Genomic DNA, 16,459 nt, shown 5'->3' with positions numbered 1-16,459 from the left:
GTCAGATGCGCACCGCCGTGCCGCTCACGCTGACCATCAGCATGCTGCCGTTCTGCCCCACCACCTCGTAGTCCAGGTCGATGCCGACCACGGCGTTGGCGCCCAGCTCCTGGGCGCGTTCCTGCAATTCCTCGAAGGCGATCTCCCGCGCCCGGCCCAGCTCCTTCTCGTACGCGCCGGAGCGGCCGCCGATGATGTCGCGCAGCCCGGCGAACAGGTCGCGGAACACATTGGCGCCGAGGATCGCCTCGCCCACGACGATGCCGCGGTATTCCTGGATGGTCTTGCCCTCGATGGTGGGCGTGGTGGTGAGAATCATGGCGTGGCTCCTCTGTCAGGGAAATCCAGCATAGCCCGCACGCCCTCGACGTCCGCGGCGGCTGTGTTTCAGCATTTGGCGAAATCCGGGGGCAACCTTGTGATAAAGCTGTGGACAACCTGGTGGAAAATGACGCCGCCCTGACGGCTGCGTGAACCGCCTCCGGCCACGGGGTGTTTTCGCGCAATGCCCGTATCCCGTGGCTTTCAGGCATTTCGGCGGGGGTGCGGAAGATCTCCACAGGCGCTGTGGAGGCGCACGTGTCCAACCTGTGGAAAAACTGTTGGGAGGCGCCTGTACGCCTCATGGCGCGCGGCTTCGCTGAAGCTGGTCGTTTTCTGATCAATTAGGATTTTCAACCACTTGCGTGGCTGTGTACGGAATCGGGCCGATTTTCTGTGCACGATCTTTCCACCGCTATCCCCGGTTTATGTTGACCCGCCTGTGCGTCGCCTGTGGAAAACACTGCCCGCGCCACGGCTGGCGGGGCGTCCAGGGGGCTGCTCAAGGAATGACCAGCCTGGTGTGCAAGCGACTGATCCACAGCGACTTTTCCCCAACGGCAGGGGCTGCGGGAAACTTTCCACAATGCCTGTGGGGCGAACCTCGCAGAAGGTGTGGACAACCTGTATCCAGAGCGCTGCGGGCCGCGCCGGGCGTGCTTCCGGTCCTTCAGTACATTTTTTGACCAAATGCCGGAAGTCCCGCTGCGACTGGCCTGTAGCGAATTTGGCGGTGGGTTTTCCACATCGGCTGTGCAGCGTTCTGCCCGCAAGGTGTGGGTGGGTTGTGGATGGATCGCTGCACGCCGCAGAGCGCCTGGCGTGCGCCGGGCTGGTCAATATTTGTCCAGGGGTGCAGGTCGCGCTGCCTATACTTCAAGCACCCTGGGGGCGGGAGATTCAGCATGTCCAGTTACTCGGTGGAACAGATCCGCACCGTGGCCCTGGTCGGCCACGGCGACAGCGGCAAGACCCTGCTTGCCGAAGCGCTGCTGCAGCACAGCGGCGCCATTGCCAGCATGGGCTCGCTGGAGCGCGGCGACACCCTGTGCGACTCCGACCCCATGGAGCGCGACTACCATCACTCCCTGGCCGCTGCCCTGGTGCACTTCGAGCACGAGGGCGCCCATGTCCGCCTGATCGACACCCCCGGTTATCCCGACTTCATCGGCCACGCGCTGCCGGCGCTGGCGGCGGTGGAGACCGCGCTGGTGGTGGTGAATGCGCAGAACGGCATCGAGCTGAGCACCCGTCGCATGATGCGCTGGGCCGGCGAGCGCGGGCTGTGCCGCCTGCTGGTGGTGAACAAGATCGACGCCGAGCGCATCGACCTGCCGGCACTGCTGGCGCAGTTGCGCGAGTCGTTCGGCAAGGAGGTGTTGCCCATCAACCTGCCTGCCGGCGGTGGCGCCCGGGTGGTGGACTGTTTCTTCAATCCCGAGGGCGAGGCGGATTTCTCTTCCGTGGCCGAGGCGCACCAGGCCCTGGTGGACCAGGTGGTGGAGGTGGACGAGGCGCTGATGGCGCAGTACCTGGAGGAGGGCGAGGTAACCCCCGAGGCGCTGCACGAACCCTTCGAGCGTGCGCTGCGCGAAGGCCACCTGATTCCGCTGTGCTTCGTTTCCGCGCGCACCGGCGCCGGCGTGGCGGAACTGGCGGATGTCCTGGCGCGCCTGGCGCCGAACCCCGCCGAGGGCAATCCGCCGCTGTTCCTGCGCACCGACGAGAAAGGTGTCGAACACCCGGTGATGGCCCGTCCCGACCCGGCCGCCCACGTGCTGGCCCATGTGTTCAAGGTGGTGATCGACCCCTTCGTCGGCCGTCTGGCAGTGTTCCGCGTGCACCAGGGCACGATCCGCCGGGAGATGCAGCTGTTCGCCGGCGATGGGCGCAAGCCGTTCAAGGTGGGCCATCTGTTGCGTTTGCAGGGCAAGAAGCACGAAGAGGCGCCGTGGCTGATTCCCGGTGACTTCGGCGCGCTGAGCAAGGTCGACGAACTGGAGTACGGCGTGGTGCTGCACGACTCCCATGACGAGGACCACATCCGCCTCAAGCCTCTGGACTTTCCCACGCCCATGCAGGGCCTGGCCATCGAGGCGAGCCGGCGCGGCGACGAGCAGCGCCTGGCGGAAATCCTCCAGCGCCTGCAGGCCGAGGACCCGTGCGTGCGCCTGGACTACAACGCGTCCACCCAGGAAACCGTGCTGCGCGGCATGGGCGAGCTGCACCTGCGTTACCTGCTGGAGCGCATGGCCGGGCAGTACAAGCTGGAGGTGCAGACCCGCGCGCCCAGCGTGCCCTACCGCGAGACGGCAACCCGCAGCGCCGAAGGCCATAGCCGGCACAAGAAGCAGACCGGCGGGGCGGGGCAGTTCGGCGAAGTGTTCCTGCGTGTCGAGCCGTTGCCCCGCGGCGAGGGTTTTGCCTTCGTCGATGCGATCAAGGGCGGGGTGATTCCCGGCAACTTCATCCCCTCCGTGGAGAAGGGCGTGCGCTCGGCCCTGGCGGCCGGGCCGCTGGCCGGGTTCCCGGTGGAGGACGTGAAGGTCACGCTGTACGACGGCAAGAGCCACTCCGTGGACTCCAAGGACATCGCTTTCCAGGCCGCGGGGCGCAAGGCGATGCTCGATGCGCTGCGCAATGCCGGCGGCATCGTGCTGGAGCCGGTGATGCAGATCGAGGTGACGACGCCGGAATCCCACCTGGGCGATATCACCGCCGATCTCACCGGGCGCCGCGGCCAGGTGCTGGGCACCGAATCGCTGTCGGCCAGCGTCGCCCTGGTGCGGGGCCAGGTACCGCTGGCGGAGCTGGATGGCTATGCCAACCGGTTGAAATCCATCACCGCCGGCCAGGGCCTCTACAGCCTTTCTGCCAGTCATTACAGCGCTGTCCCACAGGACGTGCAGCAACGCCTGTCCAGCGGCTACAAAGCGGCCCCGGAGGAAGACTGAACGAATGTGGATAGTTGTCGCAGCCGGGCGCCGCGAAGCCCCATGGCTGCGCGCTCACGCGCGACAGAACGCGAGGCCGGGCGAAAGGCCGGAAGCCAGGTGGCATGCGGGTTGCAGACGGGATCGAGGCGGCCAGGCGGTGAGGCCGCAGGTGTCTCCGACGTCGCGCCGGGACACCCTCAGCCTGTGGATAACTTGGTGGGTAACGTGTGGGGCAGGTGGGGGCAGGCTGTGATCAGTACTCGATCACCACGTCGCCCTTGGGCACGCTGCAGCAGGACAGGATGTAGCCTTCGGCGACATCTTCGTCGGTGATCCCGCCGTTGTGCTCCATGTCCACCTCGCCGGAGCGCTTCATCACCTTGCAGGTGCCGCAGATGCCCATGCCGCAGGCCTTGGGAATGTGCAGGCCGAGCTTGGCGGCGGCGGCGTGGACGGTCTCGCCCGGCGCGACGCGGATGCTCTTGCCGGTGTCGCAGAATTCCACCAGGTTCTGCTCCGCCAGGGGCACGGCCGGCGCCTCGGCGGCTTCGGCGGCCAGCTCCTTCACGTCGGCGCGCACTTCCGGCGGGGTCGGGCCGAAGGCCTCCTCGTGGTAGCGCGACATGTCGTAGCCCTCGGCCTCCAGCAGGCGGCGGACGGCGTGCATGTAGGGCGTCGGGCCGCAGCAGAACACTTCGCGTTCGAGGAAGTCCGGCGCCATCAGCTGCAGCATGGCCTTGTTCAGGAAGCCCCGGTAGCCGGCCCAGGTCTCGCCCATCTCGTACTTCTCGCAGATCAGGTGCAGCTTGAAGTTGGCGATGCGCGAGGCCATGTGGTCCAGCTCGCGGTGGTAGATGATGTCCTTGGGCGTGCGCGCGCTGTGCACGAACACCATGTCGACGTTGCCATTGGTGTCGAAGAACCAGCGCGACATGGACATCACCGGGGTGATGCCCACGCCCCCGGAGAGGAACAGCACCTTCTCGGCGGGGAAGTCGATGGCGTTGAAGTTGCCCACCGGCCCGTGCACCGGGATCTGGTCGCCTTCCTTGAGGTTGTCGTGCAGCCAGTTCGAGACCTTGCCGCCGGGCACGCGCTTGATGGTGATGGAGAAGCTGTAGGGCACCGAGGGCGAGCTGGAGATGGTGTAGGAGCGCATGATCGGCTGGCCGTCGATCTCCAGCTCCAGGGTGACGAACTGCCCCGGCTTGAAGAAGAACATGATCGGTGCGTCGGCCATGAAGCAGAAGGTGCGCACATCCCAGGTTTCCTGGATGGCCTTCACGCAGCGCACCAGGTGGCGCCCGTTGGCCCAGGTCTGGGTGTTCACCGGATTGAGGAAATTGTTCGACATGCTGTCTCTCCGCGCACGCGGGCCGTGCTGGGCCTGATGGGGCAGCGCCGGGACCCGTGCGAGACGGGGCCTTCCGGCATGCCTGATGGAACCGATTGTGTGCACGAGGATGGCCGCTGCATTTACCTGCCAGCGACATTTGCATGCTTATCGCGACCTGCCGCCTGGCGCGCGCCGTTGCGCGTCGGGAAATGATGTGGCCGTGTCGCCCATGGATAAGGGTATTGCCGTGCTGCGGCCCCACACTCAGCTCCATGCCGAGCAACCCCTTCCGGTTGAACGAGGACGGCGGGAAAGCGCACTCGGCGCGCTGCGCACCTGCCGCCACTGCCCTGCGTGGCACACCGTATCAGCCACTTATTTCCGCCGGCAGCCGAGCGCGCTGCGGCATGAGGACCGAGCAATGGACGTCACCACTACCCTGAGTCTGGGCGACCCGCTGGAACCGGCCCGCAAGGCCACCGCCGAGATGCTGCGCAGCCGCGACCACAGCTTCTCGCTGCCGCAGCCCTTCTACAACGACGAGCGCCTGTTCCAGCTGGACATGCAGGAGATCTTCCACAAGGAGTGGCTGATCGCCGGCATGACCTGCGAGATCCCCGCCAAGGGCAACTTCCTCACCCTGCAGATCGGCGACAACCCGGTGATCGTCCTGCGCGGCGCCGAAGGCAAGATCCACGCCTTCCACAACGTCTGCCGTCACCGCGGCTCGCGCCTGTGCGTCAGCGACAAGGGCAAGGTCGCCAAGCTGGTCTGCCCCTACCACCAGTGGACCTACGAACTGGACGGCCGCCTGCTGTTCGCCGGCACCGAGATGGGCGCCGACTTCGACATGAAGGACTACAGCCTCAAACCAGTGAACGTGAAGACCGCCGGCGGCTACATCTTCATCTCGCTGGCAGAGAACCCGCCGGCCATCGACGACTTCCTGCGTACGCTCGAGCACTACATGGAGCCGTACGACATGGAGAACACCAAGGTCGCGGTGCAGACCACGCTGATGGAGAAGGCCAACTGGAAGCTGGTGCTGGAGAACAACCGCGAGTGCTACCACTGCAACGGTTCGCACCCGGAACTGCTGAACACCCTGCTGGAGTGGGACGACGTCACCGACCCGCGCGCCAGCCAGGCCTTCAAGGACCAGGTCGCGGCCTGCACCACCGCCTGGGATGCCGAGAAGATCCCCTACGCCCATGCCAGCTTCGGCCTGCGCAACCGCATCGTGCGCATGCCGCTGCTGCAGGGCACCGTGTCCATGACCATGGACGGCAAGCAGGGCAGCAAGAAACTCATGGGCCGCATCCAGAACCCGGACCTGGGCTCGATGCGCATCCTGCACCTGCCGCACTCGTGGAACCACTGCATGGGCGACCACATGATCGTGTTCACCGTGTGGCCGATCAGCGCTCAGGAAACCATGGTCACCACCAAGTGGCTGGTGCACAAGGACGCGGTGGAAGGCGTCGACTACGACGTGGCGCGCCTGCGTGAAGTCTGGGACGCCACCAACGACCAGGACCGTCGCCTGGCCGAAGAGAACCAGCGCGGCATCAACTCCACCGCCTACCAGCCGGGGCCGTACTCCAAGACCTACGAGTTCGGCGTGATCAACTTCCTCGACTGGTACAGCGAGCGCATGCTGAACAACCTGGGCGAGGAGTCCGCTCACGCCCGCCTGGTCGGCGAGAAGTAAGCCCCACCCACCCAGCGCCCCCGTTTCCGGGGGCGTTGTCGTTACCTGCTGTCGTTAGTGAGGACGCCACGTGGACGCGATGCTCTTCTACAGCAGCTCCGCCTTCGTCACCGGCCTGGTGGCGTGGAACCTCTTTGCCTGCTGGCGCAAGCGCTGACGCTTGCCGCGTGGCTTGCTCCTTGTAGGAGCGAGCTTGCTCGCGAACCTCTTTCCGGCGGCCTCCGTGCCGCCGCCGTATCACCCTCTCCCCAGCCCTCTCCCTTCAGGGAGAGGGAGTTGCTCGGAGTCGCCGGTTCGTTCGGAGTTTCGCTTGACGCTTTACAGTTCCCTCTCCCTTCAGGGAGAGGGTTAGGGAGAGGGCGCTTTCCACCCGCGCCGTGCCCCGCAGCGAAGACCGTTCGCGAGCAAGCTCGCTCCTACAAGTCCGCGCCAATCCTCGCCTCCAGCCCCCACATTGCCCCATGCGACGCAAACGCTGTCGCCCATGTCGTCGGTTTGACGCTTTCGGTTCGACCCTGGTCGTTTTCGAACCGGGTCGCCGCGGGGTGCAGGGATATCCTGCCTGCAAAGCGTCGGCACAAGTCCCGCCGCACCAGCCTTGCCTGAATAGAGAGACGCCAAGATGAGCCCAGCCGAACTTCACGCCGACAGCATCGTCATCGATGGCCTGATCATCGCCAAGTGGAACCGCGAGCTGTTCGAGGACATGCGCAAGGGCGGCCTGACTGCCGCCAACTGCACCGTCTCCGTCTGGGAAGGTTTCCAGGCCACGGTGAACAACATCGTCGCCAGCCAGAAGCTGATCCGCGAGAACAGCGACCTGGTCATCCCGGTGCGCACCACCGCCGACATCCGCAAGGCCAAGGAGCAGGGCAAGACCGGCATCCTCTTCGGCTTCCAGAACGCCCATGCGTTCGAGGACCAGATCGGCTACGTGGAGATCTTCAAGCAACTGGGCGTGGGCATCGTGCAGATGTGCTACAACACCCAGAACCTGGTCGGCACCGGCTGCTACGAGCGCGACGGCGGCCTCTCCGGCTTCGGCCGCGAGATCGTCGCGGAGATGAACCGCGTCGGCATCATGTGCGACCTGTCCCACGTCGGCTCCAAGACCTCCGAGGAAGTCATTCTCGAGTCGAAGAAGCCCGTCACCTATTCCCACTGCCTGCCGTCGGGCCTGAAAGAGCACCCGCGCAACAAGTCCGACGCCGAGCTGAAGTTCATCGCCGACCACGGCGGCTTCGTCGGCGTGACCATGTTCGCGCCGTTCCTGGCCAAGGGCATCGACTCGACCATCGACGACTACGCCGAAGCCATCGAGTACGTGATGAACATCGTCGGCGAGGACGCCATCGGCATCGGCACCGACTTCACCCAGGGCCACGGCCAGGACTTCTTCGAGTGGCTGACCCACGACAAGGGGTACGCCCGCCGCCTCACCAACTTCGGCAAGATCGTCAACCCGCTGGGCATCCGCACCGTGGGCGAATTCCCCAACCTCACCGAGACCCTGCTCAAGCGCGGCATGCCCGAGCGCGTGGTGCGCAAGGTCATGGGCGAGAACTGGGTGCGCGTCCTGAAAGACGTCTGGGGCGAATAACACCGACTTTCCATCGAACAGCGCCCTGTCCCCCAGCCCCTCTCCCGCCAGCGGGAGAGGGGAGCAGAGCCACCGGCATGCACCTGACCTTCCGCATGCACGGCCAGCTCCCTCTCCCTTCAGGGAGAGGGTTGGGGAGAGGGCAACCGCACACACGAATTCCGGAGTCTGCACACATGGCCAAACACGCCCCCGAACTGCCCATCGAAGTCGACAGCGAAACCGGCGTCTGGACCACCGACGCCCTGCCGATGCTCTACGTACCGCGGCACTTCTTCGTCAACAACCACATGGGTATCGAGGAAGAGCTGGGCGCCGAGCGCTATGCGCAGATCCTCTACAAGGCCGGCTACAAGTCCGCCTGGCACTGGTGCGAGAAGGAAGCCGAGTGCCACGGCCTGGTCGGCGTGGAAGTCTTCGAGCACTACATGAAGCGCCTGTCGCAGCGTGGCTGGGGCCTGTTCCAGATCGAACAGATCGACCTCGACGCGGGCACCGCCCAGGTACGCCTGAAGCATTCGGCCTTCGTGTACGTCTACGGCAAGGTCAACCGCAAGGTCGACTACATGTTCACCGGCTGGTTCGCCGGCGCCATGGACCAGATCCTCCAGGCGCGCGGCAGCGACATACGCACCGTCGCCGAGCAGGTCTACAGCGGCGCCGAGGAAGGCCACGACGACGGTCTGTTCGTCGTCAAACCGCTCTGATCATCCCAATCAATCGAGATCGAAAACGTAGCGAGCGAAGGGTAGGCGAGGCGGAGGTTGAAGCGAAAAGCGGAGTTTACGAGCAGTAAATGAGCATTTTCGATTCAGCCTCCAACGCTGCATAACCGAGCGCAGTAGTTTTCAGAGGATGCCGCAATGGCTTTCGAGTCCATGTTCCAGCCGATCCAGATCGGCAAACTGACCATCCGCAACCGCGTACTCTCCACCGCTCACGCCGAGGTGTATGCCACCGACGGCGGCATGACCACCGAGCGCTACGTGAAGTACTACGAGGAGAAGGCCAAGGGCGGCATCGGCCTGGCCATCTGCGGCGGTTCCTCCGTGGTCGCCATCGACAGCCCGCAGGAATGGTGGAGCTCGGTGAACCTCTCCACCGACCGCATCATCCCGCACTTCCAGAACCTGGCCGACGCCATGCACAAGCATGGGGCCAAGATCATGATCCAGATTACCCACATGGGCCGCCGCTCACGCTGGGACGGCTTCAACTGGCCGACCCTGATGTCGCCGTCGGGCATCCGCGAACCCGTGCACCGCGCCACCTGCAAGACCATCGAGCCGGAAGAGATCTGGCGTGTGATCGGCAACTACGCCCAGGCGGCGCGCCGGGCGAAGGAAGGCGGCCTGGACGGCGTCGAGCTGTCCGCCGTGCACCAGCACATGATCGACCAGTTCTGGAGCCCGCGCGTCAACAAGCGTACCGACGAGTGGGGCGGCACCTTCGAAGGCCGCATGAAGTTCGGCCTGGAAGTGCTCAAGGCCGTGCGCAAGGAAGTCGGCGACGACTTCTGCGTCGGCATGCGCATCTGCGGTGACGAGTTCCACCCGGACGGCCTCACCCACGACGACATGAAGCAGATCGCCAAGTACTACAGCGACACCGGCATGATCGACTTCATCGGCGTGGTCGGTTCGGGCTGCGACACCCACAACACCCTGGCCAACGTCATCCCGAACATGACCTACCCGCCGGAGCCGTTCCTGCACCTGGCGGCCGGCATCAAGGAAGTGGTCAACGTACCGGTGCTGCACGCGCAGAACATCAAGGACCCGAACCAGGCCACGCGCATCCTCGAAGGCGGCTACGTGGACATGGTCGGCATGACCCGCGCGCACATCGCCGACCCGCACCTGATCGCCAAGATCAAGATGGGCCAGGTCGACCAGATCAAGCAGTGCGTCGGCGCCAACTACTGCATCGACCGCCAGTACCAGGGCCTGGACGTGCTGTGCATCCAGAACGCCGCCACCTCCCGTGAATACATGGGCGTGCCGCACATCATCGAGAAGACCACCGGCGTGAAGCGCAAGGTTGTCGTTGTCGGTGGCGGCCCGGCCGGCATGGAAGCGGCGCGCGTCGCCGCCGAGCGTGGCCACGACGTGACCCTGTTCGAGAAGAAGGACCAGCTCGGCGGGCAGATCACCACCGCCTCGAAAGCCCCGCAGCGCGACCAGATCGCCGGCATCACCCGCTGGTACCAGCTGGAGCTGGCGCGGCTGAACGTCGACCTGCGCCTGGGCACCGGCGCGGACGCCGACACCATCCTGGACCTGCGTCCCGACGTGGTGGTGCTGGCCAACGGCGGCCATCCGTTCCTGGAGCAGAACGAGCACTGGGGCGCCGCCGAAGGGCTGGTGGTCAGCAGCTGGGACATCCTCGACGGCAAGGTCGCGCCGGGCAAGAACGTGCTGGTCTACGACACCATCTGCGAATTCAGCGGCATGTCGGTGGCGGACTTCCTCGCCGACAAGGGCGCCCAGGTCGAGATCGTCACCGACGACATCAAGCCGGGCGTGGCCATCGGCGGCACCACCTTCCCGACCTACTACCGCAGCATGTACCCCAAGGAAGTGATCATGACCGGCGACCTGATGCTGGAGAAGGTCTACCGCGAGGGCGACAAGCTGGTGGCCGTGCTGGAGAACGAATACACCGGCGCGAAGGAAGAGCGGGTGGTCGACCAGATCGTCGTGGAGAACGGCGTGCGTCCGGACGAGAGCCTGTACTACGCGCTCAAGCAGGGCTCGCGCAACAAGGGCCAGATCGACGTCGAGGCGCTGTTCGCGATCAAGCCGCAGCCGTGCCTCAGCGAGCCAGGCGACGGGTATCTGCTGTTCCGCATCGGCGACTGCGTGGCCCAGCGCAACACCCACGCGGCGATCTATGACGCACTGCGTCTGTGCAAGGACTTCTAAGACACGCCTTGTGATGTCCGGCAGGCACGGACAGCCCCCTCTCCCTTCAGGGAGAGGGTTGGGGAGAGGGCGGTAGGCCGAGTGACCGAGCCGACCGGGAAGACCCTCTCCCTCCGCCCTCTCCCGCAAGCGGGAGAGGGAGCTTGCCCAGTGCCCCCTGAGGTCCCGTAGGGAGACCAGAAATGCTCAACATCATCCTCCCCATCCTGCTCTTCGCCGCCCTCGGCCTTGCCGTGCTGGGCGCCGTGAAGCGCTTCGCGATGTGGCGTCGTGGCCGGCCCGCCCAGGTCGACTGGGTCGGCGGCCTGCTGAAAATGCCGCGCCGCTATCTGGTGGACCTGCACCACGTGGTCGAGCGCGACAAGTACATGTCCAAGACCCACGTGGCCACCGCCGGCGGCTTCGTCGCCGCCGCGCTGCTGGCGATCCTGGTGCACGGTTTCGGCCTGCACAACCGCATCCTCGGCTTCGCCCTGCTGGCGGCCACCGCGCTGATGTTCTGCGGCGCGCTGTTCGTCGCCAAGCGCCGCCTCGACCCGCCGTCGCGCCTGTCCAAAGGCCCGTGGATGCGCCTGCCGAAAAGCCTGCTGATGTTCTCGGCGAGCTTCTTCATCGCCACCCTGCCGGTGGCGGGCATCCTGCCGGAAGGTTTCGGCGGTTGGTTCCTCGCTGCCATCCTCGCCGTCGGCGTGGCCTGGGGCGTGTCCGAGCTGTTCTTCGGCATGACCTGGGGCGGGCCGATGAAGCACGCCTTCGCCGGCGCCCTGCACCTGGCCTGGCACCGCCGTTCCGAACGCTTCGGCGGCGGCCGCTCCACCGGCCTCAAGCCGCTGGACCTGAACGACCCCATGGCGCCGCTGGGCGTGGAAAAGCCCACCGATTTCACCTGGAACCAGCTGCTCGGCTTCGACGCCTGCGTGCAGTGCGGCAAGTGCGAGGCCATGTGCCCGGCCTTCGCCGCCGGCCAGCCGCTGAACCCGAAGAAGCTCATCCAGGACATGGTCATCGGCCTGGCGGGCGGCAATGACGCCAACTTCGCCGGCAGCCCCTACCCCGGCAAGCCCCTGGGCGAGCACAGCGGCGGCCCGCACCAGCCCATAGTCGCGCTGGGCGGCAAGGCCCTGGTGGACGCCGAGACCCTCTGGTCCTGCACCACCTGCCGCGCCTGCGTCGAGGAATGCCCGATGATGATCGAGCACGTCGACGCCATCGTCGACATGCGCCGCCACCTCACCCTGGAAAAGGGCGCGACCCCGAACAAGGGCGCCGAGGTGCTGGAAAACCTCATCGCCACCGACAACCCTGGCGGCTTCGCCCCCGGCGGCCGGCTGAACTGGGCGGCGGACCTGAACCTGCCGCTGCTGGCCGACAAGCAGCAGGCCGACGTGCTGTTCTGGGTTGGCGACGGCGCCTTCGACATGCGCAACCAGCGCACCCTGCGGTCCTTCGTGAAAATCCTCAAGGCCGCCCACGTCGACTTCGCCGTGCTCGGCCTGGAGGAGCGCGACAGCGGCGACGTGGCCCGTCGCCTGGGTGACGAAGCCACCTTCCAGACCCTGGCCAAACGCAACATCGCCACCCTGGCCAAGTACCGCTTCAAGCGCATCGTCAGCTGCGACCCGCACAGCTTCCATGTGCTGAAGAACGAATACGGCGCCCTCGGCGGCCACTACGAGGTGCTGCATCACACCACCTTCATCGACGAGCTGGTGCGCAAGGGCGCGCTGAACCTCGGCCAGAGCAAGGCCGACAGCGTGACCTACCACGACCCGTGCTACCTCGGCCGCTACAACGGCGAGTACGAAGCGCCGCGCAACGTGCTCAAGGCCATCGGCATCGAAGTGAAGGAAATGGCCCGCTCCGGCTTCCGTTCGCGCTGCTGCGGCGGTGGCGGCGGTGCGCCGATCACCGACATCCCCGGCAAGCAGCGGATACCCGACATGCGCATGGCGGACATCAAGGAAACCGGCGCCGAGCTGGTGGCCGTGGGCTGCCCGCAGTGCACCGCGATGCTCGAAGGCGTGGTCGCGCCGCGCCCGGAGATCAAGGACATTGCCGAACTGGTCGCCGAGGTCCTCATCGAGGCCACCGAGGTGCCGGCAAAAAAGCCCTCGCTGGTACGCCGTGAAGAAGCGGCGGAGGTGCATTGATGAACAGCCGTGAACCTGTAGGAGCGAGCTTGCTCGCGAACCGTCCAAACTTCGGTGCTGATCCGTTCGCGAGCAATAACGAGGGCGTCCCCCTCGCTCCTACGAAAAGCACCTTCGCGCTGGAGGCACGAGCATGAGCGACATCATCCGCCGCGACCCGCGCGCCGAGTGGATCGCCCGCAACCGCCTGCACCCGCTGCACGCGGCCATGCAGTCCGCCCAGGGTGGCGAGAGCCGCTGGATGGGCCCCCACGGCGTGGTGCGCAAGAACCCCCACGCGGTCGGCTTCATCGGCCCCAACGGCATCAAGCGTATCGACCGCTCCGGTGGCCAGCAGGGCACCGGCGGCAAGCGCAGCAGTGCGCCGGAGGTGGTGCAGCTGCCGCTGGTGATGATCGAGCAGCCGGCCTTCCTGATTGCCGTGGTGCCGGACATGGTCGGCGGCCGTCTTTCCAGCCACGACCGCGACCTGCTGGGCCTGGCCCGCAAGCTCGCCGGCAGCGACGGCGCCGTGCTGGCCGTGGTGTTCGGCGAGCACAAGGAAAGCACCTTCGATACCGCCGGCGTCGACCGCCTGCTGCAGATCGAAGGCAACGAATACGACGGCTACGCCCCGGAACAACGGGTGCTGGCGCTGCGCTCGGTCAACAGCCAGTTCGCCCCGCGGCACTGGCTGCTGCCCGACAGCCGCAGCGGTGGCGGTGAACTGGGCCGCCGCCTGGCCGCCAGCCTGGGCGAACGCCCGGCGACCCGCGTCTGGCAGGCCGAAAGCGAGCGCTGCGTCGGTCGCGCCGGCGCCGGCCAGCAGGACCTGCACCGCGAACTGCCGCGGCTGATCCTGGCCGCCGCCGAGTGCGCCGAGCCGGTCAGCGAGACCCGCCACGAAGCCCGCGTCGTCGAGCTGGAAACCAGCGTCGCGCGCAACCTGCCGCGTATCGAGGACCTCGGCCCGGTGGCCGTGGACCCGGCGCAGATTCCCATGGCCGAGGCGGAGTTCATCCTCTCCGGCGGCAACGGCGTGAAGGACTGGGACCTGTTCCACCGCGCCGCCGTCGCCCTGGGCGCCACCGAAGGCGCCTCCCGCGTGGCGGTGGACGATGGCCACATGCCGCGCGCCCGCCAGGTCGGCGCCACCGGCACCTGGGTCACCGCGCGGGTCTATCTGGCGGTCGGCATTTCCGGGGCCATCCAGCACCTGCAAGGCATCGGTTCCTGCGACAAGGTGGTGGCGATCAACCTGGACCCGGGTTGCGACATGATCAAACGCGCCGATCTCTCGGTGATCGGCGACTCCACCGCGATCCTCGAGGCGCTGATGGCCCTGGCCGACGCCCACCGCAACGGAGCGGCGCGCGATGCGGCCTGAGTCCGGAATGCCCTTCGTAGGAGCGAGCTTGCTCGCGAACCTGCCAAGCCCAAAGCTTCGCGAGCAAGCTCGCTCCTACACCGATTCTGAGGTGTCTGATGAATGACCTGAACATCGTCGCCCTGGTTTCCATCGGTGCCCACCCGGCTTCTGGTCGTGCGCGCCGCGCCGACCAGGACGCCCGCGCGGTGGAGCTGGGCATGAGCCTGGCCGGCAAGCGCCTGCGCGTGGTGCATGCCGGCGACGCCGGGGAAGAAGCGCTGCGCGGCTACCTGGGCATGGGCCTGGACGAACTGGCCGTGCTGGAACAGCCCGCGGGCGCCGACGCCCTGCCGGCACTGGCGGCCTACCTGGGCGACAGCGACGCGCAACTGGTGCTCACCGGCACCCAGGCGGAGACCGGCGAAGGTTCCGGCATGCTGCCGTTCCTGCTGGCCGAGCGCCTGGGCTGGCCGCTGGTAGTCGGCCTGGCGGAAGTGGAGAAGGTCGAAGGCGGCAGCGCCCAGGTGCTGCAAGCCCTGCCTCGCGGCCAGCGCCGCCGGCTGAAGGTGCGTCTGCCCTTCGTTGCCAGCGTCGACAATGCCGCGCCTGTGGCGCGCCAGAGTGCCTTCGGCCCGGCCCGCCGTGGCTACCTGGAGGCCCACGAGGTGGAGGTGGTGGACGACCCGCTGCTCGCCGACGGCAACCTGCAACCGGCGCGCCCGCGGCCCAAGCGGCTGAAGGTGATCAAGGCGAAGACCGGCGCCGAGCGCATGAAGGCCGCCACGGCCAAGGCCTCTGGTGGTACCGGGCAGGTGCTCAAGGACGTCACTCCCGAGGCGGGTGCTGAAGCGATCTTCAAGCTGCTGCGGGAAGAGGGCGTGATTCGCGTCTGACAGCTCTTTGTAGGAGCGAGCTTGCTCGCGAATGGATTTCCCGGCCGCTCCGGCGTCAAGTGGTTCGCGAGCAAGCTCGCTCCTACCGATTTGCTTCACCATCGGTGTGCTAGCGAACCTTGCGGCCGATTTTCTACACTGGCAGCCGGAAATAATTGAAATAACACGAGAATTGTCTCGTAAGCTATTGAATTGACAGCATACGGCTTGTCAGAAGATTCCCGTTTCTGCTGGCCCCGCCGCGCCCCTTTCTTTATCCTCCGCACCCTTTGAAAGGCTTTGCGGAGGCTCCCATGCTCGATTCCACCCTCGAACAACTTGAACAGCTGGTCGCCGAACTGCTGCAACAGAACGACGTGCTGGTGCAGGACAACGCCGCCGTGCGTGAAGAGCTGCTCAAGGCCCGTGAGGAAAACGACAGCCTGCAGCTGGCCCTGATGGAACAGGAAGAGAAGCACAACGCCACGGCCACCCGCCTGCAGGCGCTGATCCGCCGCGTCAGCGACAGCCGCGCCCACGCATGAGTGGCGACGGCGTCCGCGTCCTGCGCATTCTCGGGCGCGAATACAGCGTCCGGGCGCCGGCCGGTGAAGAACGCCGGTTGCAGGACGCGGCCGCGCTGTTGCAGGCGGAAATCACCGCCAGCAAGAAGAAATTCCCCTACGTCACCAGCAACGAACTGATGGTGCTCTCCGCGCTCAACCTCTGCGCCCGCCAGCTCGGCGCGCAGGGCGAGGAGTGCGACGAGGCGGACGCCGTGGAGCGTATCGCCGCTCTCAACCGCCGGATTCTCGATCACCTGCAACGGCAGGATTGATCCCCGCGCGTCTCTGCTTTTCGTAGGAGCGAGGGGGACGCCCTCGTTATTGCTCGCGAACCTCCCCTGCACCGGTATTGCCGCAGGCGATAGAGTTCGCGAGCAAGCTCGCTCCTACAGCTGGTTGCTGGCCTGAGTCGCTGTCGTCTTGTCGCCGGGGAGTCCGTGCCTGCGCTTCCCCTCACCCAAGCCCTCTCCCGGAGGGAGAGGGAGCCGATTGTGCCGGCTGACGCCATGGTTTCATCTGCGCCGAACGGTCCCCTCTCCCTCTGGGAGAGGGTTAGGGTGAGGGCCGATCCGAGCTCAGAAATATTCAGGGAGGACGTCCACTATCTGGACGTACCCAAATCCCAGGCAAAAAAAAGGGGACACCGGGGTAAGCGGTGTCCCTTCTAAAGGAGAGTGGGCCCAAGGGCCCCTCAA

The 16,459-nt window shown here is 66.2% G+C and carries 12 protein-coding genes; 10 read left to right on the top strand and 2 right to left on the bottom strand.

Features of this window, described 5'->3' with window-relative positions; genetic code table 11:
• Position 1: 1 nt before the first annotated feature.
• Positions 2-319 (bottom strand): heavy metal-binding domain-containing protein, encoded by a 318-nt coding sequence (locus N0B71_RS07635; RefSeq protein ID WP_017521552.1) that lies wholly within the window; start codon positions 317-319, stop codon positions 2-4.
• Between the two features lie 907 nt (positions 320-1,226).
• Here N0B71_RS07635 and fusA point away from each other — a divergent pair.
• Positions 1,227-3,275: an elongation factor G gene (fusA, locus tag N0B71_RS07630; RefSeq protein WP_259758153.1), complete on the top strand. Its 2,049-nt coding sequence runs from the start codon at positions 1,227-1,229 to the stop codon at positions 3,273-3,275.
• Positions 3,276-3,510: 235 nt separating this feature from the next.
• Here fusA and gbcB read toward each other — a convergent pair whose 3' ends face one another.
• Positions 3,511-4,611, bottom strand: coding sequence for a glycine-betaine demethylase subunit GbcB (gbcB, locus tag N0B71_RS07625; RefSeq protein WP_259758152.1), 1,101 nt, complete (start codon positions 4,609-4,611; stop codon positions 3,511-3,513).
• 403 nt (positions 4,612-5,014) lie between these two features.
• Here gbcB and gbcA point away from each other — a divergent pair, with 403 nt between their 5' ends.
• From gbcA to N0B71_RS07580, 9 genes are all read left to right on the top strand, one after another.
• Complete coding sequence (gene gbcA / locus N0B71_RS07620; RefSeq protein WP_259758151.1) at positions 5,015-6,304, top strand: glycine-betaine demethylase subunit GbcA; 1,290 nt, start codon at positions 5,015-5,017, stop codon at positions 6,302-6,304.
• 622 nt (positions 6,305-6,926) lie between these two features.
• Entirely contained in the window at positions 6,927-7,904 is a 978-nt protein-coding gene (locus N0B71_RS07615; RefSeq protein ID WP_259758150.1) for a dipeptidase, read from the top strand.
• A 176-nt stretch (positions 7,905-8,080) separates the two neighbouring features.
• Positions 8,081-8,611 (top strand): 4-vinyl reductase, encoded by a 531-nt coding sequence (locus N0B71_RS07610; protein ID WP_259758148.1) that lies wholly within the window; start codon positions 8,081-8,083, stop codon positions 8,609-8,611.
• 156 nt (positions 8,612-8,767) lie between these two features.
• On the top strand, positions 8,768-10,828 hold the full coding sequence (gene dgcA, locus N0B71_RS07605; RefSeq protein ID WP_017521558.1) for a dimethylglycine demethylation protein DgcA: 2,061 nt from the start codon (positions 8,768-8,770) through the stop codon (positions 10,826-10,828).
• A gap of 182 nt (positions 10,829-11,010) precedes the next feature.
• Positions 11,011-12,978, top strand: coding sequence for a dimethylglycine demethylation protein DgcB (gene dgcB / locus N0B71_RS07600; RefSeq protein ID WP_259758147.1), 1,968 nt, complete (start codon positions 11,011-11,013; stop codon positions 12,976-12,978).
• A gap of 133 nt (positions 12,979-13,111) precedes the next feature.
• Positions 13,112-14,344 (top strand): electron transfer flavoprotein subunit alpha, encoded by a 1,233-nt coding sequence (etfA, locus tag N0B71_RS07595; protein WP_259758146.1) that lies wholly within the window; start codon positions 13,112-13,114, stop codon positions 14,342-14,344.
• A 98-nt stretch (positions 14,345-14,442) separates the two neighbouring features.
• The gene (etfB, locus tag N0B71_RS07590) at positions 14,443-15,219 is read left to right on the top strand and encodes an electron transfer flavoprotein subunit beta (RefSeq protein WP_259758145.1); all 777 of its coding nucleotides are present in this window, start codon (positions 14,443-14,445) and stop codon (positions 15,217-15,219) included.
• A gap of 293 nt (positions 15,220-15,512) precedes the next feature.
• Positions 15,513-15,743, top strand: a complete 231-nt coding sequence (locus N0B71_RS07585) for a hypothetical protein (protein WP_259758144.1) — start codon at positions 15,513-15,515, stop codon at positions 15,741-15,743.
• On the top strand, positions 15,740-16,036 hold the full coding sequence (locus tag N0B71_RS07580) for a cell division protein ZapA (RefSeq protein WP_259758143.1): 297 nt from the start codon (positions 15,740-15,742) through the stop codon (positions 16,034-16,036). Before N0B71_RS07585 ends, N0B71_RS07580 begins: the two co-directional genes overlap by 4 nt.
• The last annotated feature ends 423 nt before the right edge of the window (positions 16,037-16,459 follow it).

The sequence above is a fragment of the Pseudomonas sp. GCEP-101 genome (assembly GCF_025133575.1).
Lineage (GTDB): Bacteria > Pseudomonadota > Gammaproteobacteria > Pseudomonadales > Pseudomonadaceae > Pseudomonas > Pseudomonas nitroreducens_B.
The sequence above is the reverse complement of the archived record's forward strand: the minus strand, read 5'-3'. Positions and strand labels throughout refer to the sequence as shown.

What these genes read in the sequence shown, in the direction of transcription:
- N0B71_RS07635 (WP_017521552.1), bottom strand. Translation starts at nt 319, where the DNA reads ATGATTCTCACCACCACGCCCACCATCGAGGGCAAGACCATCCAGGAA.
- fusA (WP_259758153.1), top strand. Translation starts at nt 1,227, where the DNA reads ATGTCCAGTTACTCGGTGGAACAGATCCGCACCGTGGCCCTGGTCGGC.
- gbcB (WP_259758152.1), bottom strand. Translation starts at nt 4,611, where the DNA reads ATGTCGAACAATTTCCTCAATCCGGTGAACACCCAGACCTGGGCCAAC.
- gbcA (WP_259758151.1), top strand. Translation starts at nt 5,015, where the DNA reads ATGGACGTCACCACTACCCTGAGTCTGGGCGACCCGCTGGAACCGGCC.
- N0B71_RS07615 (WP_259758150.1), top strand. Translation starts at nt 6,927, where the DNA reads ATGAGCCCAGCCGAACTTCACGCCGACAGCATCGTCATCGATGGCCTG.
- N0B71_RS07610 (WP_259758148.1), top strand. Translation starts at nt 8,081, where the DNA reads ATGGCCAAACACGCCCCCGAACTGCCCATCGAAGTCGACAGCGAAACC.
- dgcA (WP_017521558.1), top strand. Translation starts at nt 8,768, where the DNA reads ATGGCTTTCGAGTCCATGTTCCAGCCGATCCAGATCGGCAAACTGACC.
- dgcB (WP_259758147.1), top strand. Translation starts at nt 11,011, where the DNA reads ATGCTCAACATCATCCTCCCCATCCTGCTCTTCGCCGCCCTCGGCCTT.
- etfA (WP_259758146.1), top strand. Translation starts at nt 13,112, where the DNA reads ATGAGCGACATCATCCGCCGCGACCCGCGCGCCGAGTGGATCGCCCGC.
- etfB (WP_259758145.1), top strand. Translation starts at nt 14,443, where the DNA reads ATGAATGACCTGAACATCGTCGCCCTGGTTTCCATCGGTGCCCACCCG.
- N0B71_RS07585 (WP_259758144.1), top strand. Translation starts at nt 15,513, where the DNA reads ATGCTCGATTCCACCCTCGAACAACTTGAACAGCTGGTCGCCGAACTG.
- N0B71_RS07580 (WP_259758143.1), top strand. Translation starts at nt 15,740, where the DNA reads ATGAGTGGCGACGGCGTCCGCGTCCTGCGCATTCTCGGGCGCGAATAC.